Source organism: Sorangium sp. So ce124, assembly GCF_051525235.1.
GTDB lineage: Bacteria > Myxococcota_A > Polyangia > Polyangiales > Polyangiaceae > Sorangium > Sorangium atrum.
The window spans coordinates 5,506,895-5,532,115 of record NZ_CP150312.1; the positions used below are offsets into that span (position 1 = coordinate 5,506,895).

18 protein-coding genes are annotated in these 25,221 nt (G+C 71.0%); 11 read left to right on the top strand and 7 right to left on the bottom strand.

Annotated features, from left to right (window positions below; translation table 11 throughout):
- Positions 1-164: 164 nt before the first annotated feature.
- The 5 genes from WMF19_RS20555 (at position 165) to WMF19_RS20575 (ending at position 9,286) form a co-directional block, all read left to right on the top strand.
- Entirely contained in the window at positions 165-3,644 is a 3,480-nt protein-coding gene (locus WMF19_RS20555) for a thrombospondin type 3 repeat-containing protein (protein WP_437900661.1), read from the top strand.
- 255 nt (positions 3,645-3,899) lie between these two features.
- Positions 3,900-4,559, top strand: coding sequence for a hypothetical protein (locus tag WMF19_RS20560; protein WP_437900662.1), 660 nt, complete (start codon positions 3,900-3,902; stop codon positions 4,557-4,559).
- 211 nt (positions 4,560-4,770) lie between these two features.
- Positions 4,771-6,609, top strand: a complete 1,839-nt coding sequence (locus WMF19_RS20565; RefSeq protein WP_437900663.1) for an OmpA family protein — start codon at positions 4,771-4,773, stop codon at positions 6,607-6,609.
- Between the two features lie 258 nt (positions 6,610-6,867).
- Positions 6,868-8,373 (top strand): hypothetical protein, encoded by a 1,506-nt coding sequence (locus WMF19_RS20570; protein WP_437330271.1) that lies wholly within the window; start codon positions 6,868-6,870, stop codon positions 8,371-8,373.
- 139 nt (positions 8,374-8,512) lie between these two features.
- Positions 8,513-9,286 (top strand): PP2C family protein-serine/threonine phosphatase, encoded by a 774-nt coding sequence (locus WMF19_RS20575; RefSeq protein WP_437330272.1) that lies wholly within the window; start codon positions 8,513-8,515, stop codon positions 9,284-9,286.
- A 147-nt stretch (positions 9,287-9,433) separates the two neighbouring features.
- On the opposite strand, the gene WMF19_RS20580 is transcribed toward WMF19_RS20575, so the two are convergent.
- The gene (locus tag WMF19_RS20580; RefSeq protein ID WP_437803208.1) at positions 9,434-10,495 is read right to left on the bottom strand and encodes an EfeM/EfeO family lipoprotein; all 1,062 of its coding nucleotides are present in this window, start codon (positions 10,493-10,495) and stop codon (positions 9,434-9,436) included.
- A gap of 81 nt (positions 10,496-10,576) precedes the next feature.
- On the bottom strand, positions 10,577-11,809 hold the full coding sequence (locus WMF19_RS20585; RefSeq protein ID WP_437900664.1) for a di-heme oxidoredictase family protein: 1,233 nt from the start codon (positions 11,807-11,809) through the stop codon (positions 10,577-10,579).
- Positions 11,810-11,991: 182 nt separating this feature from the next.
- On the opposite strand from WMF19_RS20585, the gene WMF19_RS20590 reads away from it, so the two are divergent.
- The gene (locus WMF19_RS20590) at positions 11,992-12,780 is read left to right on the top strand and encodes a hypothetical protein (RefSeq protein ID WP_437330275.1); all 789 of its coding nucleotides are present in this window, start codon (positions 11,992-11,994) and stop codon (positions 12,778-12,780) included.
- A gap of 18 nt (positions 12,781-12,798) precedes the next feature.
- Here the strand turns inward: WMF19_RS20590 and WMF19_RS20595 are convergent, their stop codons facing one another.
- Entirely contained in the window at positions 12,799-14,340 is a 1,542-nt protein-coding gene (locus WMF19_RS20595) for a PGRS family protein (RefSeq protein WP_437900665.1), read from the bottom strand.
- Positions 14,341-14,656: 316 nt separating this feature from the next.
- Here WMF19_RS20595 and WMF19_RS20600 point away from each other — a divergent pair, with 316 nt between their 5' ends.
- Entirely contained in the window at positions 14,657-15,142 is a 486-nt protein-coding gene (locus WMF19_RS20600; protein ID WP_437900666.1) for a hypothetical protein, read from the top strand.
- 57 nt (positions 15,143-15,199) lie between these two features.
- Here the strand turns inward: WMF19_RS20600 and WMF19_RS20605 are convergent, their stop codons facing one another.
- The gene (locus WMF19_RS20605; RefSeq protein ID WP_437330278.1) at positions 15,200-17,059 is read right to left on the bottom strand and encodes an acyl-CoA dehydrogenase; all 1,860 of its coding nucleotides are present in this window, start codon (positions 17,057-17,059) and stop codon (positions 15,200-15,202) included.
- A 259-nt stretch (positions 17,060-17,318) separates the two neighbouring features.
- On the opposite strand from WMF19_RS20605, the gene greB reads away from it, so the two are divergent.
- Together greB and gloA are read left to right on the top strand one after the other, a co-directional pair.
- The gene (gene greB, locus WMF19_RS20610; RefSeq protein ID WP_272099185.1) at positions 17,319-17,792 is read left to right on the top strand and encodes a transcription elongation factor GreB; all 474 of its coding nucleotides are present in this window, start codon (positions 17,319-17,321) and stop codon (positions 17,790-17,792) included.
- A gap of 44 nt (positions 17,793-17,836) precedes the next feature.
- Positions 17,837-18,232 carry a lactoylglutathione lyase gene (gloA, locus tag WMF19_RS20615; RefSeq protein ID WP_437330279.1) on the top strand — a complete coding sequence of 132 codons (396 nt, stop codon included), beginning with the start codon at positions 17,837-17,839 and terminating at the stop codon, positions 18,230-18,232.
- A 147-nt stretch (positions 18,233-18,379) separates the two neighbouring features.
- Here gloA and WMF19_RS20620 read toward each other — a convergent pair whose 3' ends face one another.
- Positions 18,380-19,297: a hypothetical protein gene (locus WMF19_RS20620; RefSeq protein WP_437900667.1), complete on the bottom strand. Its 918-nt coding sequence runs from the start codon at positions 19,295-19,297 to the stop codon at positions 18,380-18,382.
- Between the two features lie 170 nt (positions 19,298-19,467).
- On the opposite strand from WMF19_RS20620, the gene WMF19_RS20625 reads away from it, so the two are divergent.
- Complete coding sequence (locus tag WMF19_RS20625) at positions 19,468-19,776, top strand: YciI family protein (protein WP_437330281.1); 309 nt, start codon at positions 19,468-19,470, stop codon at positions 19,774-19,776.
- Between the two features lie 59 nt (positions 19,777-19,835).
- Here the strand turns inward: WMF19_RS20625 and WMF19_RS20630 are convergent, their stop codons facing one another.
- Positions 19,836-22,367: a hypothetical protein gene (locus tag WMF19_RS20630; protein WP_437900668.1), complete on the bottom strand. Its 2,532-nt coding sequence runs from the start codon at positions 22,365-22,367 to the stop codon at positions 19,836-19,838.
- Between the two features lie 590 nt (positions 22,368-22,957).
- On the opposite strand from WMF19_RS20630, the gene WMF19_RS20635 reads away from it, so the two are divergent.
- Entirely contained in the window at positions 22,958-23,566 is a 609-nt protein-coding gene (locus WMF19_RS20635; RefSeq protein WP_272099193.1) for a hypothetical protein, read from the top strand.
- A 180-nt stretch (positions 23,567-23,746) separates the two neighbouring features.
- On the opposite strand, the gene WMF19_RS20640 is transcribed toward WMF19_RS20635, so the two are convergent.
- Entirely contained in the window at positions 23,747-25,045 is a 1,299-nt protein-coding gene (locus WMF19_RS20640; RefSeq protein ID WP_437900669.1) for a glycosyltransferase family 4 protein, read from the bottom strand.
- Positions 25,046-25,221 lie beyond the last annotated feature (176 nt).

A 25,221-nucleotide genomic window follows, 5' to 3' on the forward strand; every position in this document is an offset into this window, starting at 1 on the left:
CGGGGGGCCCCTCCGACGTGGCCTCCGACATGGGGGCGCGGCGGCGGGCGATCGCCGCTCCATCGAGCGCGCGGCCGAGGAAAACCTCCCCAGGAGGAGGGCGAAACTGGGTAGGCTTACGGGGGCGCTGTCGCGTACGGCGCGATCTGTCTGGAGGAGCCGCGATGACTTTCCCCGCCTTGCCCTGGATGTCCCGCCACCTCGCGCACGCCGGCGCCGCGCGACGCGGGATCTTGCCGCTGCTCGCGGGCCTGCTCGCGCTCGTGGCGCTCGCGCCCCGGCCGGCGAGCGCGACGCTGTGGGACACGGACAACGACGAGGTCGCGAACGCCGTCGACAACTGCCCTGGGGTCAGCAACCGGAGCCAGTACGACGGCGATGGCGACGGTCAGGGCGACGCCTGCGACGATGACGACGACAACGACGGCATCCCCGATGACGCGGATCTCGACGACGACAACGACGGGCTAGCGGACACCGCAGACAAGTGTCCGACCATTCCCACGCCCATGGCTGCGGATCCAAACTTCGACGGCGACGGCGACGGCGTCCCGGATGTCTGCGACAACTGCGATGGAGATCGCAACGAGGATCAGCTCGACAGCGATCGCGACGGGCGGGGGAACATCTGCGAGACCGATAACGACGCGGATGGCGACAGCGACTTCAACGATAACTGTCTCAACGTCTCGAACGGCGACCAGCGCAACGCCGATAGCGACAACTACGGCGACGCCTGCGACAACTGCCCCACTGCATTCAACAACGATCAGCGGGACAGGGACAACGATGGCATCGGGGACGACTGCGACAACTGCGCAAACGCACCGAACACCGATCAGCACAACCCTGACGGCGACCTCTTCGGCGACGTCTGCGACAACTGCCCGGACGCGGCCAATAACAGCCAGGTTGACAGGGATCATGACGGGATCGGCGACGCGTGCGACAACTGCCCGGACACGGCGACGACGAACCAGGCTGACGGCGATCGCGACGGGGTCGGCGACGCGTGCGACAACTGCCCGGACACGCCCAACAGCGGCCAGGAAGACGTGGACCACGACGGGGTCGGCGACGCGTGCGACAACTGCCGAGACCGCGCGAACGCGGACCAGGCGAACAGGGACGGCGATACGGTCGGCGACGCGTGCGACAACTGCCCTGGCGCGCGCAACGACGACCAGGTTGACGACGACCGTGACGGGACGGGCGACGCGTGCGACAACTGCCTGGGCCGCTCGAACGATCAGCAAAACGAGGACGGCGACGCCTTCGGAAACGCGTGCGATCTCTGCCCGTACGTGGCAACCCTGACCCAGGTCGACACCGACGGCGATGGCTTCGGCGATGCGTGCGACAACTGCCCGCGCCTCATCACCGCGAACCAGGCCGATGGCGACGGGGACAATGTCGGCAACGCTTGCGACAATTGCCCTGAGGTCGCCAACACGGATCAGATCGACAGCGACGGCGACGGCCTCGGTAACGCGTGCGACAACTGCGCCAGCATCGCCAACGCCGGCCAGCTCGACGATGACCACGATGGGGTCGGCAACGTCTGCGACAATTGCCCCGCGACACCGAACGGGCCGCACGACACGAACAACCAGGGCGACAGCGATGGCGACCGGATAGGCGACGCGTGCGACAACTGCCCGACCACGGCGAACGCGAGCCAGACGAACACCGACGCAGCCACCGGCGACACGCAGGGCGACGCGTGCGACGACGACGACGACGCCGACGGCGTGCCCGACACCGCCGACAACTGCCCGACCGAGCCGAACACGAGCCAGCGCAACACGGACCGGAACCTGCCCGGCGGCGACGCGCTGGGCGATGCGTGCGACACCGACGACGACGCCGACGGCGTGCCCGACGCCACCGACAACTGTCCGCTCCAGCGCAACCTCGATCAGACGAACACGGACGAGGACCTGACCGACGGCGACGGGTTCGGCGACGCGTGCGACGACGACGACGACGCCGACGGCGTACCCGACGTGAACGACAATTGCGTCACGACGCCGAACAGCGCGCAGGCCAACACCGATCTGCACCTGCCCGGCGGCGACGCGCTGGGCGACGCGTGCGACACCGACGACGACGCCGACGGCGTGCCCGACGCCACCGACAACTGCCAGTTCGCACCGAACAGCACGCAGATCAACACCGACCAGAACCTCGCCGGTGGCGACGCGCTGGGCGACGCGTGCGACACCGACGACGACGCCGACGGCGTGCCCGACGCCACCGACAACTGCATCACCACCCCGAACCCGGGGCAGGAGAACAACCGGAAGAACGGGCCCGAAGACGCGCTTGGCGACGAGTGCGACGATGACGACGACAACGACCGCGTCCTCGACGTCGACGACAATTGCCAATACGACATCAACACCAACCAGGTCAACACCGACCGTGCCCACGGCGACGGCGATGACGCCGGGGACGTCTGCGACGACGACGACGACAACGACCTCCTCACGGATGCAGAGGAGGCGGCGCTCCGGACCGACCCGACCAGCGTCGACTCCGACGGTGACACCATCGGGGACTTCGAGGAGGTGCTGAACCGCGACAATCCTGGCGATCCGGTCAACAACACCGACGATGACGCGTTCATCGACGCCGTGGACCCGGACAGCGACGGGGACGGGGTGCTCGACTCCGAAGAGGCCGGGGATGCTCTGCTGAACACGCCGGCAATCGACACAGACGGCGATGGGACCCCGGACTACCGGGACACCGACTCGGACGACGATGGCGTGCTCGACGGCGACGACAACTGCCGCCTCATGCAGAACCCGCCGCCTGCGCCGGGCGAGCCGCAGGTCGACACCGATGGCGACGGCAAGGGCGACGTGTGCGACGGCGACTCGGACAACGACGGCATGCTCGACGTCGACGACAACTGCCCGAGCGTGCCGAACGCCGGGCAGCAGGACGCCGACCGCGACGGCATCGGGGACGCGTGCGATCCTGACGGCGATCCGGACGCTGACGGGGTGATCAACGACGACGACAACTGCGATTTCGCGGCGAACCCGCCGCCTGCGCCGGGCGAGCCGCAGTCCGACCTCGACAGCGACGGCCTCGGCGATCCCTGCGATGATGACGCCGACGGCGACTCGATAGCGAATGATGACGACAATTGCCCGCTGATCGTGAATCCCCAGCAGGAAGACGCCGACGGCGACCGCCACGGCGACGTCTGCGACAATTGCCCGCTCCTCGCGAACGCCGGGCAGGAAGACACGAACGGCGATGATCTCGGCGACGCCTGCGATCCCGACGGAGACGGTGAGGTAACCGAGACCGACAACTGCCCGACCGTGGCGAACCCCGAACAGACCGACACGGACAAGGACGGCGTGGGTGATGCCTGCGAGACGCCGGATCCGACCAGCGGCGGCGGCGGAGGGGCCGGCGGAGCGGGCGGCGCCGGCGGCATGGGCGGCGCCGGCGGGGAGGCCGTGGCGACGACGGCGACGAGCGGCGGCGGGACGTCGCCCGATTTCCAAGGTGGCTGCGACTGCCGCATGGGACGCGCGCCGATGCCCCGGGAGGCATGGGGGATGCTGCTGATCCTCGCCGCCGTGCTCCGGCGGGGAGGCCGGCGGCAGCCACGGCGGGCGTGATTCCACGCCGCGGAAACTGGGCTCTGGCGATCAGCTGAGATATACGCCCGGCGAGCGCGACGGCTCCTCGTCGACGCAGCCGTCCGATACCGTCAATCTTGGATAGCGAGGTGCAGATCCGTGTGATACGGGCTCAGCCGCCAGGCAGGCGAATGAGGCGTACGAAAGTACGCCGCAGCGCGCCGAACGAGGCGGATGAGCCCGCAGCGCACGAAGATGCGCCCCGCTAACTACGGAGCTTCAAGGAGGACCCTCATGCAGGCATCTCGGTGGATCGCGGTATGGATGGCGATGGGCGCATTCGTCATCGCCGGTACGGGCGCGGGGTGCGGCGGTGATGACGGCATGGGGGAGGCGACGACCTCGAGCTCGACGACGACCACCACCGCGGGTGAGGGCGGCACGAGCAGCGCGGGAACGGGCGGCGAAGGCGGCGCGGGAACAGGCGGCTCTGGCGGTGCGGAGACAGGCGGCGCCGGCGGCACGGGAACAGGTGGCGCCGGCGGCTCAGGAACGGGCGGCGAAGGCGACGCGGGAGTGGGCGGAGCGGGAGCGGGCGGCTCCGGCGGCGCGGGCGGCACATCGGGCGAGAGCTTCAACTTCACCCTCCGCGGCACCGGTTACGTTCCCGCCTACACCGCTGGTGACATGGTCTACGTGGCCGTCGTCGCCGCCGGCGAAGCCGCGCCGGCCCTGAGCGCTTCGGACGCGATCGAGGCCGACGGCACGTTCACCGTGACGGGACAGATACCCGGCGACAAAGCGTACAAGATGCACTGGTACGTGGACCTTTCCCAGAATGGGACTTGCGACGCGGCTCCCACGGATCACGTCTGGACGCAGGACATCCCCACCGTCACGGCGGATATCACGCGCAGCGTCGTACCCAACAGCGCCTTCGGCGACTGTCCGTGAGGCGCCGCGCGCGGCCATCCCATAGCCGTTGATCATCCCTGGCACGTCGCGCGCGCTCTGCGCACCGTCGTCCCGTGGCCACCCCAGTGGCAAAGTCAAACGCGGCGAGAGCGCGGGCGCTGACCGCCGCCTGGACCTCGCCCGGGATCGCCGCGGCCAGGGAAAGCGGATGTTGCCCCCCGCCACGCGCCCCCGCTATCGTGCCCGGCCGATGAGGCCTTCCTCCGTCGCAGCGGTCGCGTCCACCGCCGTCCTCATGACGCTCGCCGGCGCCTCGCGCGGTCAATCCACCGGCGGCTTCTCCCTCGACCGGTTCGAGCCGGCGCCCGCTGGAGACGCCTTCTTCGGCGTGCCCTCTCCGGCCGCTCCCGGCCACCTCGCGCCGCGCGCGTACGTGATGCTCGATTACGCCCACCGCCCCATCCACACCAGCGGCGACACCCCCGTCGACCTCGTCTCCTCGCAGACGTTCCTCCGCCTCGACGCCTCGCTCGCGCTGTGGGATCGCCTGCTGCTCTCGATCGACGCCCCCCTCGCCGTCGCGCAAGGGGGCGACGATCCAGGCATCCCCGGCGTCGTGTTCACCGAGCTGACGGCGCCCGAGCTCGGCGACCTCCGCTTCGGCGCGCGCCTCCGCGTGCTCGGGAAAGACGCAGGCCCGTTCCAGCTCGGCATCGGCGGCTACCTGTTCGCGCCCACCGGCTCGCCGGCGCAGTACACCGGCGACGCGGAGGCCCGCGGCGCCGTCCACGCGAGCCTCGGCGGGCGCGTCGGCTCGGCAGAGTCGTCGCTCGGCTTCCTCTGGAGCGCGAGCGGCGGCGTCGAGCTCGGCGGCGGCCCCAACCGGCCGCAGCGGCTCACGTTCGGCGGCGCCGCGGGGCTCCTGATCGGCGGCGATCTCCTCCAGCTCGGCGCCGAGGCGTACGGGGGGGCGCCGCTCGGCGAGGAGCTCCTGCTCTCGAGCACGCCGGTGCAGCGGGACGAGGCGAGCGTCAACGCCGAGCTGCTCTTCGGCGCCAAGCTGCGCGTCCTCGACGGCCTCACGTTCGGCGCCGCGGTCGGGCCGGGCCTGACGAACGCCATCGGCACACCGCCGGTCCGCGCGGTCGGCATGGTCGGCTGGACGCCGCTCCCGAAGCCGGCCCCGGAGCGCGCTCAGACCGCCGCCGTCGCGGGCGACAAGGACGACGACGGCATCAACGACGACATCGACGCCTGCCCCGACGTGAAGGGCGATCCGTCGCCCGATCGCGCGAAGGACGGATGTCCTCCGGCGGATCGCGACGGGGACACGGTGCTCGACATCGACGACGCGTGCCCGACCACCCCGGGCGCCCGCAGCGCCGACGCCACGCAGAACGGCTGCCCCGAAGACTCGGACGACGATGGCTTCCACGACGGCATCGACGCCTGCCCCACCGTGCGCGGCGGGGCGAGCGACGACCCGAAGAAGGTCGGCTGCCCTGGCGACGCGGACGGCGACGGCATCGCCGACGCGTCGGACGCCTGCCCCAAGGTCAAGGGACCGGCGAACCGGGACCCGAAGCAGAACGGCTGCCCGGACGATCCGGATGGAGACGGCGTCCGCGGCGCCGCGGACGCCTGCCCGAACGAGCGGGGGCCCTCCGACCCCGATCCACGACAGAACGGCTGCCCCAGGTTCGTTCGCGTCAACGCCGACGAGATCAAGACGTCCAAGCCGGTGCAGTTCGTCGTCTACGGCAAGACGCGCGCGGAGACGGTCGATCCCATCTCCGACGAGATCCTGTACGAGGTGCGCGACGCCATCCAGCAGAGCCCGGACATCGAGCTCATCGAGGTGCAAGGCCACACCGACGACAACGGGACCGAGGAGTACAACCTCCGCCTGTCGCAGCAGCGCGCGGACGCGGTCCTCTCGTGGCTCGTGGCCGCCGGGGTGCCCCGGGAGAAGCTCGTCGCCAAGGGCTACGGCTTCGAGCAGCCGCTCGGGGACAACCGCGTCAAGACAGGGCGCCAGAAGAACCGTCGCGTGCAGTTCGTGATCGTCAAGCGCAAGGGAAAGCCCTAGCAGGCAAGCGGCGGCGGGCGGCGGTGTGGTGCAACGACCACGACAACGAGCGACACAACGCCCAAGACACCACAAATCCCGACAGCCGCCCAGACGCGCAGGCGCCGATACCTCGCAGTCCAGGGCGATCGCAGCGTCGCGGCACGTCATGCTGCGCCGCGCCCGCATGCGCCTCCGCCATCACCCGACCCCCGGCCGTGACCGTTCCCTGACGGCCATGGACGGGCGCGTGTGTCACCTTATCGAATGCTCCATACGGTGGCGATCTCAGATATCCATCTTTGCGAGCTCGAGCCAGGTGACGGCCTGTGGATGCGCTACCGCCAGGCTCCTTACTCCCCCGACAGCGAGGTCGCGGCGATGCTGGACGCGCTCCGGGACGAGATGAGGCAGGGCACGGCGCGCGGCGCCGGGCGCGATGAGCTCACGCTCGTGCTCAACGGCGACGTGTTCGACTTCGATGCGCCGCGCGTGATCGATCAGCAGAGCGTCTTTCACGATCTCCCCCGCAGCGCCGAGCACGCGGTCCCTGCGATGGCGGCGATCCTCGCGGATCACCCGGTGTTCATCGAGGCGCTCGGCCGCGTCGTCGCGGACGGGCACACCGTCGTGTTCATCTCCGGCAACCACGACGTCCAGCTCACGTTGCCCGAGGTGCGCGACCTGGTCCGGGCCCGCGTCGTCGAGGCGGCGCTCGCGGCGCTGGGCGACGCGTCGCTCTCCGGCGCCCCGCACGCGCGCGCGGCGCTGGGCGCGCGCGTCGTGTTTCGCGCGTGGTTCCACAAGACGCCCGACGGCATCATCGTGGAGCACGGCAACCAGTACGACGCCTATTGCAGCTACCGGTACCCCATGGTCCCGTTCGGGCGGAAACCGGGCGAGATCCAGCCCACCATGGGCTCGCTCGTGTGCCGGCTGCTCGTGTCGCGGATGGGCTACTTCAACCCGCACGTGGACTCCTCGTTCATGCTGTCCGCGTTCGGGTACCTCGCGCACTGGGCGCGTTACTACATGTTCTCCCGCCGCTCGCTCGCGGGGGCGTGGGCCCTCGGCGCGCTCCGCACGCTCGTCGAGCTCGTGCGCCGGCGCGAGCCGGAGCGGCGCGCTCGCCTGCGCGAGAGCCTCGCCGCCGCGGCGCAGGAGACGGGCGCCCCGCTCCGCGCCGTGGCCCGTCACGCCCGCCTGTTCGCGCCCCCGGCCGAGGATCGGCTGGGGCTCGTCGCGCGCGAGCTGTGGCTCGACCGGGCCGCGCTGGGGCTGCTCGCGGTCGCGGTGGCGCTCGTGTGGCTGCTGCTCGCCCCGCTCTGGTTCGCGCCGGCGGCGCTCGTCGCGCCGGCGGCGCTCATCGTCTATGAGCGCCTCGTGCCGAAGCTCCCGCTCGACGCGACGTGGCAGCGCGTCAGTCGCGCCGCGCGCCAGGTCGCCCGCGCCCATCGCGCCAGAGCGGTCGTCTTCGGTCACACGCACACGCCCGAGGGCACCTGGGAGGGCGGGCTGTTCTTCGGCAACACCGGCTCATGGTCCGCCGCCTTCGAGGACGTGGCCTGCACGAAGCCGGTCTTCGCCGCGCGCCCCCTGGTCTGGCTGAGATCCGAGCCAGGGGCGGGCAGCGCCGCGCGCCTCTCGGGAGGCCTCGTGACCTGGAAGAACGGCCGCTTCGAGGCCCTCGCGGCCAGCGTACCGCCCCCTGCCGGGCAGCGCAGCGAGCCGCAGGGCGCCCATCCGGCGCTCCAGTCGCCCGCGACCGCTGCGCTGCGCACGTGAAGCGCGTAACGCGGATGACGCACGTGCCCAAGCAGGCCGGCGCTCTTCGCCCGAATTGAGCGCCTTCCTGACTTGCGCGAGGCGTCCCGCCGCTGGATGCTCCGGGCATCGACACGCGTCCCGCTGACGAGGAAGCTCTGTGAACCCCCCGCTCCATATCGAAGCCGCCGGTGACAGCGACGTTGGCCACCAGCGCGAGCACAACGAGGACAGCTTCGCGGTCGATCTGGATCTCGGCCTCTTCGTCGTCGCGGACGGCATCGGCGGCGCCGCCGGTGGGGAGGTCGCGTCGCGGATGGCGGTCGACATCGTGCGCTCGTACTGCAAGGACGGCGAGGGCGAGATCACCCAGCCGACGGGGTACGACGAGGAGGTGACGCCCCTCGAGCTGCGCCTGGTCTCGTCCATCTGGCGCGCCAACGAGCGCATCTTCGAGGTCGGGCAGCGCGACCCGCTCTGCTACGGCATGGGGACGACGTTCGCGGGCGTCTACGTCGACGGGAGCTCGGCGTGCATCGCGCACGTCGGCGACAGCCGCGTCTACCGCTACCGAAAGCACAGGCTAGAGCGGCTGACCGAGGATCACTCGCTCTGGAACGAGCACCTGAACAGCGGCGAGCAGCTGCCTGACGATGTGGACCCGCTGCTCGCCCGCAACGTCGTGACGCGCGCGCTCGGGATGGGGAAGACCGTCGACGTGGCCACGCGCGTCGAGCGGCCCGAGGCCGGAGATCTCCTGCTGATCTGCTCCGACGGGCTCTCCGGCCCGGTCTCCGAGCCGGAGATCGCCGAGCTGCTCGCGCAGGAGAGCGACCTCGCCGCGACGGCGCGGTCCCTCATCGACCGCGCCAACCAGCACGGCGGCCCCGACAACGTCACGTGCGTGCTCGTGCGGTGGAACGCCGGCGGCTGACGCGGCTGACAGCGCCGCGCCAGAGCGGGACGCAGGCTCGTGTGAACCGGGCTCAGCCGCCAGGCAAGCGAGTGAGGCGCGCGAAAGTAGGCCTCGACGAGCCGAACGACGGGGATGAGCCCGCAGCGCACGACGATGCGCCCTGCTCTACGGGAGCGTCTTGAGCCGGAGCAGATCGGCGGACCTCGTCATGTCGCTGGCGAGCGTGCCCGGGGTCGCGTCGTCGCTCTCGTGCTCCACGAGCGAGAACAGCCTCCCGAACGGCGTCGCGAGCTGCTCGTCGGTCGGCTCCGCCTCGCTCCACCCCTCCGGGAGCGGCGGCAGCGCGTCGCCTTCGATCGCGTCGTACGCGCTCGACAGCCGCTCGAAGCCGTCGAGCACCGCCTTGTCGACCTCCGCGCCTTCGGCGCCCTTGGTCAGGATCCACGGCTGGAAGGCCTCGTAGGTCGCCACGCCGGCCGCGATGTTCGCGCGCATGTCGGCGAGCGTGTACTGGGCGTAGCGCGACTCCTCCTCTCCGGTCGCCGCCTTGCTGGTCTTCTCCACCTGCTCCGCGATCGAGGCGATGACCCCGCGGTAGGCGGACGGCGCGTCGAGCGCGAGCGAGCGGAAATCCGATTGCATCTTCGCCGCGTCGGCCGCGAGGCGCGCGCAGAGCTCGTCCTTGAACGAGGCGGCCTCGGCCTCGGTGGCAGGGAAGGCGGCCTCGCTGTAGTTGTCGAGCTCGGACTCGAAGGCGAGGACGGGCTCCGGGATCGCGTCGGCCCAGAGGATGCGCTCGATGGCGTGCACGCCGGTCACCCCCTCACCGTCGAAGAGATCGTCGTCGGCCTGGACCTCGATGAACGCGTCGTAGCGGGCGTCCGTCGAGTAGTCGAGATCCGGAAAGACGACCGCGATGGCTCCTTCGATGCTCTCGTAGGCTTGCCGTGCCTTCTTCCACTCGGCCTTCATGGCATCGACGGCCTCCTTGTCGCTCGTCGCGCTCCACCCGTCGGCATCTGGCGCGGGCGCGGCCGCCTGAAGCGCGGCCGTGGCGGCGGCGAACTGGTCGATGTTGCCCTGGATGAAGGTCTTCACGTCGGACACGGCCTGCTGCTCGTACTCCGCGTCGGTGAGCAGCGTCTCGTTGTCGCTTCCACACGCAGGAAGCGAGAGGGCGGCGGCGGCGATGGCCAGACCGGACCGCAAGCGGGCGGGGATGTGCATGATGTTCGAGCTCCTTGTCACCGCTCGCGCGGGGCGAGCGCGCGATGCGGATTGGTGCGCGTGCGTCGCGGTGGACGTCGATCAGAGCGAGCGCACGAAGTCGATGAGCGCCCCGCGATCCTCGTAGGAGAGCGCGCGGAACGCGGCGATCGAAGCCGCGGCCTCCGAGCCGGGGCCGTCGTGGAGCAAGATGGCCTGCTCGATGGTCCTGGCCCGGCCGTCGTGGAGGTACGCGGTGCTGTGGCGCACGCCGATGAGCGGCGCCGTCCGCCAGGCGACGGAGCTGGCCGACTCGTCGGCCAGCCCGTCGGCGAGATCGGGGCCGAGGTCGTGCAGGAGGAAATCCGTGTAGACGGGAGCGTCGATGTCCGCGAGCTGCGCGATCGGGTAGTCGGCGCGCGTCCTCAGCGAGGGGACGTGGCAGGCGGCGCAGTCGGCCTCGACGAAGAGCGCCTGGCCGCGCGCGTCGGCGGGCGCGCGCCTCGGGATCTCGAGCAAGCGCATGTAGTCGGCGACGGCGTTCACCGTGTCGAGGACCACGTCCTCGCCCAGCTTGGCGTCGTCCGTGAGCCCGTCGGGGTTCGGCAGCTCGTCCGGCCGGAGCGGCGAGGTGATGCCCATGTCGCCCTGGTACGCGTCGGCCGTGAAGTCGTCGAGCGTGGCGACGCGCGCCTTGAACCCGAAGCGGCCGATGAGGTTCTCGTCGCCCTCGACGAAGGCGCTGAACGACTCGTCCCCGCTCTTCTTCGAGTGGAACACCACGCGGTTGATGCGCCCGCGGATGGCGTCGCCGCGCGCGGCCTGCTCGGCCGCGACCCGCTCGATCTCGGCGTCGTCGACCGCCTCCATGTAGCCGCGCCCGAACACCGGCGGGCCGAGGCGCTTCGAGACCTTGATCGTCGCCCCGGTCTCGGGCTCCGAGAGCGTCGTCGCCCCCCCGACGGCGTAGGGCCGCAACGTGTGGCCGTAGGGGAGCCCCCCCTGATCTGCCGCCGGCGTCACGCCGTCGTCCTCGACGAGCGCCATCTTCTGGACCGCGCCCGGGCCGCGCGAGGCGCCGTCGTGGCAGCCGGCGCACGCCGCGCGGATGTAGAGCGGCCCGAGGCCGTCGCGCTCGCGAAAGACGAAATCGAAGAGCGCGTCGCCGTCCTTGAACCGAGCCACCTGCTCCGCAGAAGCGTCGTGCAGCGGGACGTCGGTGAGGTCATCGCTGATCAGCTCGATGCCAGCCAGAGGATCGTCGGGGGCGGGCTCCGAACCGCAACCCATGTTGAAGACCAGCGGGAGCGTGAGAAACAGGGCAAATCGTGACATGTCGTCGCCCGGAACCGTAGCCGTAAATGAAAGTCAGTGTCAATAACCCACGGCGGCGCGCTCGCCGGGCTGGTGTGAAGGATCGCGCACGGGCGGATCCCTCCTCCTTGCGAAGCGTGGCGGAGGCTCGGGCGTTACATTGCCCGAGCCGGCGCGGACGGGCTCACGCTGGAGGGCAGCGGATGAAGCAGCGAGATGACGAGCGGCGCGCGGCCTTGAAGGCCCTCCGGGACGGATTGCGGGAGATCGAGCGGAACGAGGAGCGCCGCGCGGCGCACAAGGAGCTCAGCGCCAGCTGGCTCCGGTACATGGGCCCCGGCTACGGCAACGACGTCTGCTCGATGTGCGGCGCGCTGCTCGAGCGGGGTACGGCCTACATGCACTGCGCGCCCTGCCTGGCGACGCGCGGGATCGACGAGCAGGCGCTGCTCGGCGTGTGCGCGCAGGCGATGGCGGAGGACTGGCCGTTCGAGGATCGCCGGCTCGACGGCGGGCGCTGGGCGCGCGCGCTGATCGCGTTCTGGCGGAACCACGTCGATCCGATGGAGTCGAAGGCGATCCCGTACCGGAACAACACGCTCCAGTCTGCCTTCTACTACATGAAGCGGCGCCTCGCAGAGGCGGGGGTCGCGGAGATCTGGACCGTGCCTGACGAGAGCCAGCGCGGGCTCGATCCTGCGATGGTCGTGCGGGCCCGCGGCGGCGCGCTGGCGATCGGCGTCGCCACCCAGCGGCGCATCGCGACCGCCGACGATGGCGCGCGCGGCGCGCACATCGCGCTGTTCGACGAGTTCCTCCGCCTCGCGGGCGCGCGGGAGGGCTTCCTGGTGGTCGAGAAGCTGAGCCGACGCGCGCGGCGCGACACGCCCGTTCGGGAGATCGTGGTGACCACCGCGGAGGGAAGGCGCGTGACGCAGCTCCGCTGCATGCAGGAGGATCGGAGTTGGCCCGCGCCGGCGGCGCCCGGTTAGCGCGGGCCTCACGCCGCGTTACTGCCTGAATTGCTGCTCGATATCGTAGATCTCCGCCGCCACGCCGTCGGCGCCGTCATACGCCTGGCTGGCCCCGCGCCCTCCGATCCCGGCCTCACCGATCTCGATGGTCGTGTTCGTGAGCGAAGGCTTGAAGCCCGCGTACGCGACGGCGATCGAGTGGCCGCCGAGCCCGCCGCCGCCCCGGCCGCCATGACCGCCCCGGCCACCCCGACCGCCGGGGCAGGCGGCGTTCAGCCCCGTGGCCTCGCCTCGGGTCCCGGCTGCCCCGTGGTCGCCGCCCTCGCCGCCCGCCTGGCCCTCGCCCCCAGCGCCGCCATTGCCGCCGCGGCCGGTCTTCAGGACCACGTCGTTCAGGTCGACGACCGCGCTCCCCACGAAGAGGGCGATGCTCACCCCGCCGGCGCCTCCGCCGCGGCCGCCGAGCCCCCCGCACCCGCCCGCGCCCCCGGCGCCGCCGCCGGCGCCGGCCGCAGAGGCCTCGAATGGACACATCTGCGCGCCGGTGCCGCCCTTCGCGCCGCCGCCTCCTCCGCCGCCCTGGCCCCGCGTCCCCGGCGCCCCGTCGCCGGCAAGCGGACCGGTATACCCATCCAGGAACAGATCGCCGAAGCCCGTCGCACCGGCGCCCGGACTCCCGTCGACCCCGTCCGCGCCATCCTGCCCCGCGGTGCAGCGCCGGGTGCTGGTCTCGCCCTTGCCGCCGTTCATCGCAGTGGTCGGAACCCCGTTGGTTCCATCACCCCCGGACGCCAAGCCACCCGTCCCTCCCGTGCCGCCGCGCGAGTCGTCCGACCGATCGTCGGGCGTACCGCAGCTGTTGTTCACGGGGAGTCCGCCGGAGACCGTCGCGGCCGAGCACGCGGCGTTGCCGAAGTTGCCGATCATCCCCTTCTCGGCAGCGCCGTCCACGAACGCCCCGTCGCTCGCCCCCGGCGCCCCGTCGCCCGCCTCGAGGATGCACCGCGTGAAATCGACAGGGACCCCGGAGCTGTTCGCGGCGATCGCCGATCTGCCTGCCAGCTCGGTGTGGGTTGCCGGGATCGAGCGCGCGATCACGTGGAGATCCTCGATCACCGCCACGCCTTCGCCGTTGTCGAACGAGAGCGGCGTTTCGCCTTCGGGAGCGGTGAGGGTGGTCTTCTGTTTGTCGCCTGTCCAGCGCCAGCCGTCGTCGCAGTCGAGCCCGCCGAAGAGCGTGTGTCCTCCCGGCACGATCACCGCCTCATCGAACGTCTGGGCGCATATATAGATGCGCCTTCCCCTGTCCGGGGAGAGCTGGAGCGCCTTCGATATCGTCTTCAGGGGCGCCGTCGAGGTCCCCGCGTTGCTGTCGTGCCCCAGGGTGCTCGAGACCCACACCCCGCAGTCCGAGCGGACCCTCTCGTGCTTGCTCGGAGCGCAGGCCTCGTCGGACAGCTCGTCTTCGATGTCCCCGATCCCGATGATATCTGCTGGCTCCTCGAAGCAGCCGCTCAACGCCATCGCGACCGGAATGAACCCCAATACCCGTGCATCAACCTTGAATCGAATCCTCATACTATTCCTATTCCGGTCAGCCCTGCGCGTTTTCCAAGCAAAGCGACCTGCGCGTGACGCCAGTCGCGATCGCCACGCCTGCCCCGTCCTTATTCCGGTCAGCCCTGCGCGTTTTCCAAGCAAAGCGACCTGCGCGCGCCGCCAGTCGCGATCGCCGCGCCTGCCCCGTCACGTACGCGCTCGCCGGGGGCGTCCCCGGAGAGGGAGGGGCCGCCCGGGTGGCGAGCGCGTGAGCGCGCAGCCGCCCCGCGCCTGCCGGCGCAGGGCGCGTCGGCCCTGTTGCCCATCGCCGGGTATTCCGTGCGAACATCCGCCCATGAGCGCGAACCTGAGGGACCTCGTGCGCGAGCTGATCGAGGCCGGCGGCGGCGAGCCGATCGAAGGCGGTCGCTTCCTGCCGCTCGTCACGCTGGAGTCCGGCGCCCGGGTGGGGCTGGACGGCTCGGGCGCCTGGATCTTCGCGCCCGAAGGCGGAGGGGCGGCTCAGGTCATCGCGCCGGAGCGCGGGCGGGCCTTCTTCGAGGTGCTGGAAACGAAGCGGGACGACTTCGACGCGAGCATCGAGGCGGCGGCGACGGCCGCGGGCCTGCCCCCCGAGGAGGTGGCCTTCTCGTTCCCCGCGGCCGACGTCGTCCGCGCGGTGCTCGCGAGAGGCCTGCCGAGCATGACGCGGCTCGCGCTCTCGTGGCTCCGGTTGACGGAGGTCCGCGCGCTCCGCGCCGAGATCATGGCCGTCTCGCGCGACCCGACGATGCCCGTGCCCGTCCGGGACCTGGCGGAGCGGCTCACCGTCCCCGAGTGAGCCCGCGCCGCGCGGCCGGGCCCCCGCCCGGAGGCGGGGCCGGCGCGGGGAGGGGGGTCAGACGGTCGCGAACGCGTCGGCCGGGATGTCGAGCGCGGACGAGTCCTCGCGCCCGAGGATCTCGGCGGAGAACTTCGCGTGCGGCAGCACGTTGGCCGCGAAGTAGAGGGCCGCGTGCTTCTTGCCCTCGTAGAAGGCGCGGTCCTTCGCGCCGGCGTCGCCGGCCGGGAGGCCCTCCATCGCCTTGAGCGCGATGACCGCGCCGTCGAGCAGGAGCCAGCCGATCGCGAGCTCGCTCATCATCTCGAGGAAGCGGTTCGCCGCGAGCGGCACCATCGGCATCTTGCCCATCTGGAACCACGAGAGCAGCCGCATCGCGGTGCCGGCGACGGCCTCGTGCGCCTCGCGGAGCTCCTTGATGCTCGCGGCGAGGACGGGGTGCTTCTCGTTGGCCTTCACGAACTCGGCCACGTCGTTCAGGAAGGCCTGCAGGTTGACCCCGCCGCCCTGGCCGAGCTTCCGCCCGACCAGGTCCATCGCCTGGATGTGGTTCGTGCCCTCGTAGATCGAGAAGACCTTCGCGTCGCGGCAGTACTGCTCCACCGGGTAATCCTTCGTGTACCCGGCGCCGCCGAAGGTCTGGATCGCCGTCTCGCAGACGCGGAACGCCTGGTCGGACGAGTAGGCCTTCACGAGCGGCACGAGCAGGTCGACCTGGCCCTGGTTGTAGGCGGCCGCGCGGTCGTCCTTGCCCTGGTAGACGGCGACCGCGTCCTGGTGGCGCGCGAGCTTGATGATGAGCGCGCGGATGCCCTCCACGCGGCTCTTCATGTCGAGCAGCATCCGCCGCACGTCCGGGTGATCGATGACCGGCACGCGCGGCGCGGTCGCGTCCTTCCACTGGAGGATCGACGAGCCCTGCTTGCGATCCTTCGCGTACTCGAGCGCGTTCAGGTACGCCGAGGACGCGACCGACACGCCCTGCAGGCCCACGGAGATGCGCGCGCCGTTCATCATCCGGAACATCTGCGGCATGCCCTGGTGCTCGACGGTGCCGACGAGCTCCCCGAGGCACGCGTCGCTCTCGCCGAAGTTGAGCACGCACGTCGACGACCCGTTGATGCCCATCTTGTGCTCGATGTTGCCGACGACGACGTCGTTCGACCCGCCGAGCGAGCCGTCGTCGTTCACCCGGATCTTGGGCACGACGAAGAGGCTGAGCCCCTTCGTGCCGGGGGGCGCGCCCTCGACGCGGGCGAGCACGAGGTGCACGACGTTCTCGGTGAGGTCCTGATCGCCGCCGGAGATGAAGATCTTCGTGCCGCGGATGAGGTACTTGCCGTCCTTCTGCTTCACCGCGCTCGTCCGCGACGAGCCGACGTCCGACCCGGCCTGGGGCTCGGTCAGGCACATCGTCCCGCTCCACTGCCCGCCGTACATCCGCTTCAAGAAGAGGTCGCGCTGCCTCGGCGTCCCGAAGTGCTCGATCACCTCGGCCGCGCCGTACGTCAGCCCGGGGTACATGTTGAGCGCCGCGTTGGCGCCGCAGAGGAACTCCTCCACCACCGTGTAGAGCGTGAAGGGACCGCCCTGGCCGTCGTAGGTGGGCGAGACCGAGACCGACTTCCACCCGGCCTCATACAGCTTGTCCCACGCCTCCTTGAACCCCGGCGGGGTCTTGACCTGTCCCCCCTCGATGCGACAACCGACCCGATCGCCGACCGCGTTGAGCGGGCCGAAGACATCGCACGCGAACTTGTACGCCTCGTCGACGACCATCCCGACCTCGTCGCGCCCCCACGCGTCGTAGGGCGCGCTGCCGAGCAGCTCGTCCAGCCGGAATTGCTCGAAGAGGAGGAAGCGGATCTCGCGGAGGTCGGCCTTGTAACGGTTCTGTTGGGTTTGAGCGTTCGACATGGGAGACCTCCTCGTTGCCGCGGCAGGGAGGCGCTGGCAGCCGGTTCCCTTCCCGGTCTTCCGCGCAGCTGCGGCACAGTTCTGCATTCGCCTAGCATGTCGCCGCGGCGCGTCAACAACCGTCCGCAACATGTGGAGAATCTCGTGGAGATCCGTGAAGATCGGGGCATCCGAGGCGGGTCCTCGGCGGGGCTTCCGCGCCGGGATCCATGGCGTTGAACTGGCGAGCGGCGCGGCGTAGGCTCGCTCGCGCTCGACCATGTCCGACCCGGCTTACATCACGCCCAGCGGGGCCAGGAGGCTGTCCGAAGAGCTCGCGCGGCTCCGCTCCGTGGAGCGGCCTCGCATCGTCCAGGAGGTCGCCGACGCGGCGGCGCAGGGCGACCGCTCCGAGAACGCCGAGTACATCTACGGCAAGAAGAAGCTGCGCGAGATCGACCGGCGGATGCACTACCTGACCAAGCGGCTGGAGAAGGCCGTCGTGGTCGATCCGTCCGAGCAGCGCGGCGACAAGGTCTTCTTCGGCGCGACGGTCGAGATCGAGGACGAGGACGGCGCGCGCCGCACGTACCAGATCGTGGGCGAGGACGAGATCGACAGCGCGGCAGGGCGCATCAGCTGGCGCTCTCCGGTCGGTCGATCGCTCCTCGGCAAGCGCGCGGGGGACGTGATCACGGTGCGCCGCCCGGCGGGCGAGGCGGAGATGGAGCTCATCTCGGTGCGTTACGGCTGAGCGCCGCGCTGGCGCCAGGGCCGGAGAAGGAGACGGGAATCGGCATGAGGATCTTGCACACGATGCTTCGGGTCGGCGATCTCGAGCGCTCGATCGGCTTCTACAGGGACGTGCTCGGGATGCAGCTCCTGTCGCGGCAGGACTACCCGGAGGGCAAGTTCACGCTCTGCTTCCTCGGCTACGGGAAGAACCCCGAGCACGCCGAGCTCGAGCTCACGTACAACTGGGGCGTGGACAAGTACGAGCTCGGCACGGCGTACGGGCACGTCGCGCTCGGGGTCGACGACATCCGTGGGGCCTGCGACCGCATCCGGGCGGCGGGCGGGAAGATCACGCGCGAGCCGGGCCCGATGAAGCACGGCACGACCGTGATCGCGTTCGTCGAGGATCCGGACGGCTACAAGGTCGAGCTCATCGAGGAGTCGAGCCGGAGCCGGTAGCCGGAGCTCGAGGCCGGCAGATCGAGGTCGTCGAGGCGCGTCGACGCAGGGGAGGGCGCGGAGCGGCCGGAGGCCCAGAGGAGCCTCCACGCTGCCCGCGCCTCGTCCCTGCTGCGCGCTCGCTTCGAGTCCGCGAGGCGCGGACGATCAGGCGCTCACGACCGGCGCGGCGTCGTTCGCCGGCTCGGGGGACGAGAGCTCGCCGCCCTCTGCCGCGGACGCCTCCTCGTCGGGCGCCTTGGCCGGCGCCTCGGACGAGGCGCTGCTCGCGGCCGCCGCCGCCTTCTCGGCGTTCGGGCGTCGGCCGCGCGGCTTCTGCAGCAGCGACGGGGCGAGGTCGCCGTCGCCGCCCTCGTGCCAGCGCAGGTACGCGACGGCGCGGCGGCACTCCTCGTACGCCTTCGCGACCAGCGAGATCGCGCGGGCGCGGCGATCGGCGGCGTCGGTGATCTTCGGCGCCGCGGACGAGCCCTTGCCGGGCTTCGCGGCGAGCGCGGCGAGGAGGCGCACGCCGAGATCCGCGGCGCGCTCGAGCTCCTCGTCCTCGACCGCCGTCTTGGCGCGGACCTTGTCCCAGGAGCCGCGGAAGAGCTCGGCCAGGGCGATGAGATCGCTCGCGAGATCCGCGTGCCCCTTGCCCTTGCGGATGTCGGCGACGCGCTGCTTGTCGAGGAGGTTCCTGTGACCGAGCGCCTCGGCGGCGACGAGGAGCCCCTCGCGCAGCGTGCTGGCGTCTTCGGTGAGCTTCTTCGCATCGAGCTCGCTCGCGGGCGTGCTGTAGAGGAGATCGGCGTACCAGGCCGCGAGGGCGTAGTCCTCGAGCTCGTCCAGCATCGCGATCGGATGGTTCGGGAGATCCCGGACGATCTCGTCGCGGAGCTCGCGCAGGTGGGGCAGGGCCGAGAGCACGGAGCTCACGGCCCTGGGGACCTCGACGTAGACGGTCACGAGATCGTCGGGGCCGAGCTCGAGGAGCTTCGGCTCAACGCGGCCGTACGCAGCGAGCGCGGCGGCCGGCGAGGACGGGAGAATGGGAGCAGGTGCTGCTTTCGGGGGTCTCGCCATACAGGTGTCTCCAGCGGAGGGCGCGCACACTGCCAGACGGAAGCGCGAAGGGAAAGGGGGACCGCGCGATTGCCGCCGGAAGCTCGGCCGGAGAGCGCCCTGACGCGAACAGACTCTCCGACCGGGCGCGCTGTGCTCTGGTAGATTGCGGCGCGAGGACTCACGACATCATGTACGCGATTGCGATCATTCGTTACAGGCGACCGCTCGACGAGGTGCTCCCGGCCGTCGACGCCCACCGCGCCTATCTGAAGGGGCTCATCGAGCAGGGACTCGTGCTCGTGTCAGGGCCGCTCGATCCCCGCTACGGCGGGGCGCTCCTGCTCCGGGTGCCCGACGAGGCGGCCGGGGCGACGCTCGATCGGATCCGGGACGGCGATCCCTTCACGGAGAAGGGGCTGGCGCAGTACGAGCTCCTGCCGTGGGCGCCGGTGTTCGGAAAGGAGGAGCTCGACCGGGCCTTCGCCCCGAAGCCCTGAAGGGGGCGCCGGCTGTTCATCGCCCCGGCGCCGTCCGCGCGGCCGCGGCGCGTTGCGCGCTACGGCGTGTCGAACGAGAGCACGCCCGCGTCGTCTGTCGTGGTGCGCCCGCCCGGCGTGATGCGCATCGCGAGCTCCGGCTCCCGGGAGACGACGGCCACGTCGTAGCCGGTCTTCGGCAGGAGGCCGGTGATCACATGCCTGCGCGTCGCGCGAGGCACCTGATAGGACAGCGGCGCCGAGCTCGGCTGCGGGTCCGAGCGCAGATCCGAGCGGAAGAGGACGACCGTGCCTGCCACGAGCGCGCCGTCGAAGCCGGAGCCCTGCGCGCAGTCGATCCGCGTCGCCGTATCCACCGCCGCGCCCGCGTCCGCCCCTTGGAGCACGTGCAGGAAGCGGACGTCCGTCGGAGCGGTCGGATCCTCCACGACGAGGCGGTGGGTCGTCGGCTCCATGGCCGCCGGCTTGTCGACGTTCTCGATCGGCACGGCCGTCATGCGGGCGTTCCGCGGCAAGAGGCTCTGGATGAACAGCGTCTGCCCCCGCGGGGTCACGGAGCTGGCCGTCCGGCCGGCGATCCGCGGCGCCGAGGTGGTCATCAGGTTGAACCGCTTGAACCGGCCGGCGGTGCGCGACGTCGCGCGGTCGTAGAGGACCACGTGATCCGGCTGCAGCCAGACGACCGACCGGCTCGCATGGACCATGTCGCGGGCGGCGTCCGTCGGCGTCCAGACGTTCTCGCGGGTGTTGTACAGATCCGTCGCTATCCCCTCGGCGAACACGTAGCCGGCGCCCCGGGTCATGCGCGTGATCGGATCGCCGGCGGCGCGCCCCTCGCGCCACTGGCCGCCTCGCGCGACGATCTCCTTTTCGAACCAGCGAATGTTCGACGGCTTGTCGTTCTGCAGGGAGAGGGTGTTGTGGTAATCGGTCGTGGCCCCGATCAGGTTGTTCGAGTAACTCGTGTGCTCCTTCGTCAGCCACTCTCCCTTCCGGTAGAGCTCGATCTGATTGCAATCGCCGATCTGGTGGTTGATGGTGACCCAGCCGCAACGCCAGGTGAACCACGTCGCGCCCGCCGTCCAGTCCGAGCGCGCGCGGAGGGAGCCGCGCCCCTGCGCCCGCTCGAAGAACGCGGTGGGCATCGCCGGGCGAGGATCCGGCGGGAGCGGCGCGGCCGGGTCGAAGAGCATGAAGCTCAGGATCGCCCGGCTCGGGGCGGGCGATCCCCAGATCTTGGACGTGCGCGCGTAGAGCTCGGGCGCGCCGCCCGCGATCGTGTTGGCCACGATCCAGCGCGACCTCTGCAAGCGCGCCGTGTTGCCCGTGAGCTGGTCGTAGACGCCCAGCGAGCCGAACAGCTCCGCGAAGCGCGGCTCGACCCAGCTCTGCAGCGTGTCGCCGTAGTTCGCCACCTCGTAGACCGGCCCGAGGTCGCTCCTCGACGGGTAGGTGATCGGGCCCGGCGCGATCGAGTGCAGGAACCCGTCCGTGAAGCGGTCCCAGGTTCCGCTGCGCAGCAGCCCGATCTGAGGTCCTGACTGGGCCTGGGCGCCGTAGCCGGCCGTATAGAGCCCGAGCAGCGCCTGGTGGAGGGTCGCGACGCCGCCGCTGCCATAGAGGAAGCCCTCCACGGGCATGCCGCCGCTGGCCACGCCGAGCCCGTCGGACGGGACCCCGAGCTGCTTGGCCGCGGTCTCGGAGGCCTCGAAGACGGCGAAGGCCTGGTAGAGCCACGCCCCGGTCGCGTCCGCGCGGTAGCTGCGCAGCGTGTTGCCGAGCGCCCCCGCCGGCGCGCTGGGATCGAGCGGAGGGTCGTCCGCGTCGTCCATCGAGAGCGACATCAGCGTGACGTTGCGCAGATGGCCGAGATAGTAGTTGTTCGCAGCCCACCTGAGCTGGAGCGGATCGCGGAGGAGCGCCGGATCGTTCATGACGCCGACCGGGTGGGGGTGCTCGTTGCCCGCCGTCGAGGCGTGGAGGTTGTCGTCAATCCACCTGAGAAAGACCTGCCGTATCTTGGCCTTGTCTCCGGCGGAGAGCACCGGACGGCCGCCGCTGTCGGTCGCGCCGTAGATCCAGTCGACAGTCAGCGGGAAGCCTTCACCCCACCAGCGCGAGCGGTCGCCGGTCGCGAACCCCGGGCGGCGGAAGGGCTCGCCGTCGGCCCTGCCCTTGCTCGCCTCCTCGATGGCATGCATCAGGAGGTTGCGCGCCCTGACAGCGTGGGTGGGGCGGGCCGCTGCGTCGGGATCGATGAGCGACATGAACGCGAAAAACTCGGCATACGCCTCGGTCGGATACTGCTCGTAGGCGTTCGTGCCGCCGTCCGGCCACGTCGGGTTCGGCCGGCCATTCGGATAGAACCGGCCTTCGTAAGCTGCGATCGCGCCCCGAAGCGCGGGCACCATGGCTTCCGTGTACATGCGGTTTCGGCCGTCCGCGGCCCACCCGCGCAGCCTGGGGAGGTGTTCGTTCGTGAGCCAGAGTCGCGGGTGACCGGCGACAGGCTGCGCGGCGGCGCGCCCCTGCGCCCCGACAAGGCCCAGAGAGAGCACCGCGGCGGTGAGGATGTGGTGAATCGGTCGCATGCTGGTTCTCGGTATCGCTGGGCGCGAACAGCCGCGCCGGCCAGCGTTGACCCACGCTGAACAGCACGCGTCGTGCCGAGTATCTGCGTGCGCGCCGCGCGTCGCCAAGGAAGGAGCAGTGCGCGTCCGTGTCACATGGCCAACATCGACGGCGCCGCCGAGCGGCCCGCGCGCTGCGACCTCATCAGCCCTCGGGCCGAGACGCGCGCATCATCCCTGTGATCGAGCGGCGGAGGACGGCGCCGCGCACGTCGCGTCGGTGGTAATGTCGCATACCATTCATCTGAGAAGGAGACGCCATCGCGGATGAGGTGGCGCTCGCGCATCGTGGGGCAGGACGGCGGCGGCGTAGAGCGGCGTAGAGCGCCGTAGAGCGGCGTAGAGCGGCGTAGAAATAGCGAGCGCAATCGAAATATCGAGCGGGGTGAGCAGCCCTCGCCTCCGCGCCCCCTCCGCGGCCCCGGAAGACGCGGACACCTCGGAACCTCGGAGGACACGCGCACGGCGGACCGAGGGCACATGACGCGAATCCGCCACACCTCCGCGCGGATCTGTCGCTATACTCGGCGAAGATAGGAGCGCTCCGCAGTATGCCGACGCCAGACTCCTCCCAGTTCCTTGGCGATCCTCGGATCCTCCGCGAGGGGAACCTCGTGAAGGGCACCCTGATCAGCTCCCGCGCCGAGGCCCTGAGGCAGAGCTATGGCGAGCGGGTCGTGGCGGATCTGAGCCGCCAGCTCTCGCCGCAGGCGGCCCGCTACCTCGACGATCCGCCGATGCCGCTGGCCTGGCACGACATGGCGCCGCTCCTCGAGATCGACTGCGCGCTCCTGCATGGGCTCTTCGGCGGCAGGATGGAGAAGATGCGCTTCTTCGGCGCGGAGATCGCCCGGAAGGACCTGACGACGACCTACAAGACGATGGCGGCGGTGGGCTCGCCGTCGGTACTCTTCAAGCGCTTCGGCCTAGTGTACAAGACCTATTTCAGGTACGGCGACTTCAGCGCGACGGCCATCAGCGACGCCGCGGGGAGGGCCACCCTCTCGGGCGGCGGTCTGCCGCTCTACATGTGCAGCCATGGTATCTCGGGCTGGGTCGAGGCGGGCCTCGCGCTCCTCGGCAGCCGGCGCAGCTCGGTCGAGCATACGTCCTGCAGGCACCGCGGTGCGCCGCGGTGCACCTGGTCGATCTCGTGGTGATCCGCCCTTGGCTCTACTGCGGGAAGTCGGCCGGGGAAGCGAACCGCCAAGCCGCCAAGGGCGCCAACAAAACCGGGGAATAGGGGGGATGCCCGGACGGCCCCTTTTCCCCTCTCTCCTTGGCGTCCTTGGCGACTTGGCGGTTTTTCTGCTGATCCGGGGCAACTTCCCGCAGTAGAGCTACGCGGCAGCCCGCCCGTCGTCCCCGAACGCCGCCCGCGCGAGCAGCCGCCGCAGCGCCTCGGCGCTCTCCTCCCACGACGGCGGCGCCGCTTCGGCGAACGCGTCCTCGTCCCAGGCGCGCGCGAGCGCCTCGCGGAGCGCCCGGCCGAGCGCCCCCGCATCGCGCGACGGGACGAGAAGGCCGGTGCGCCCCGGCGTCACCACGTCCGGGATGCCCCCGACGCGCGTGGCCACCACTGGCCGCGCGGCCGCGAGCGCCTCGAGCACCACGTTCGGGGTTCCTTCCGCCCAGCTCGGAAGCGCCAGCAGATCCGTCGCGGCGAGGTGGCGGGCAACCGCGGAGAGCGGCCGCGCCCCGACCGCGATGATCCGGCCGCGCCCCTCGCGCAGATCGGCCGGCGCGCGCTCGCGATCGCGCCGCGCAGCAGCCTGCTCGACCGCAGCCCGCTCCGGACCGTCGCCGACGATCACGAGATGGACAGGCTCGCTTCCGTCGCTGCCGTCCCTGCCGAGCGCCTCGAACGCGCGCAGCAGCTCGTGGATCCCTTTCTCCCGGCTGACGTGCCCGACGAAGGTGACGATGCGCCCGCGCGCCGGGAGCCCGAGCTCGCGCCGGGCCGCGCGCCGGTCGGCAGGGCGGAAGAGCGCGCGGTCGACCCCGTTGCGGACGAGGACCGCGCGTTCCTTCGGCGCGCCGAGCGCCACGAGCGCCTCGACCATCGGCCGGCTCACGCCGATCGCGTATGCGGCGGACCGGAGCGCGCTGCCGACGAGCGGCCGCACCGAGCGCCAGCGCGCCACGACGTTCACGTCCGTGCCGTGGGCCTTCACAGCGTAAGGGAGGCCGAGCATCCGGGCGAGCAGCGCCGCGGCGCAGGCGTCGGGGTAGAGCCACGCCCCCAGCACGACATCGAACCGCCCCCGCAGCCGCGGGACGTACGGCAGGAGCCCCGCCAGGTAGAGCGGCGCGTTCACGGGCGCCAGCACCCGACCCGCCCCCGGGAGGTACGGTGCGCGCGCGTGGACCACCGGGACGCCATCGATCTCGTCGCGCGCAGGCACCGCCACCAGCCGGCCCGGACGCGTGCGCTCGCCCAGGAGCGATACGCCCGGGTGGTACGGGATCGCCGCGAGCACCTCCACCGCACAGCGGCGTGACAGCGCCGCGAGCTGCTGCCGCTGGAATGCGCACGACAGCGGCTCAACCCGGTTCGGAAAGATGCGCGTCACCCAGAGGACGCGCGGCTGCCTCGGCCAGCCCGCCTCCTTCATGCCCACGTTCACGCCAGGCTTCATGGTGTAACATTTGTTACACTCCATGGGTCCGCCCTCAGCGGGGCAGCGATGGACTCCGAGGTACGTCCTGCCCTGTCGGCGCACGTCCACACCGCGAGCGCGCGCCTCGCACGACCTGGCCCGCTCTCCGGAGCGTCCCTGGCAGCGCCGCGCAAGCCCGGCGCGCCGCGCTCCCG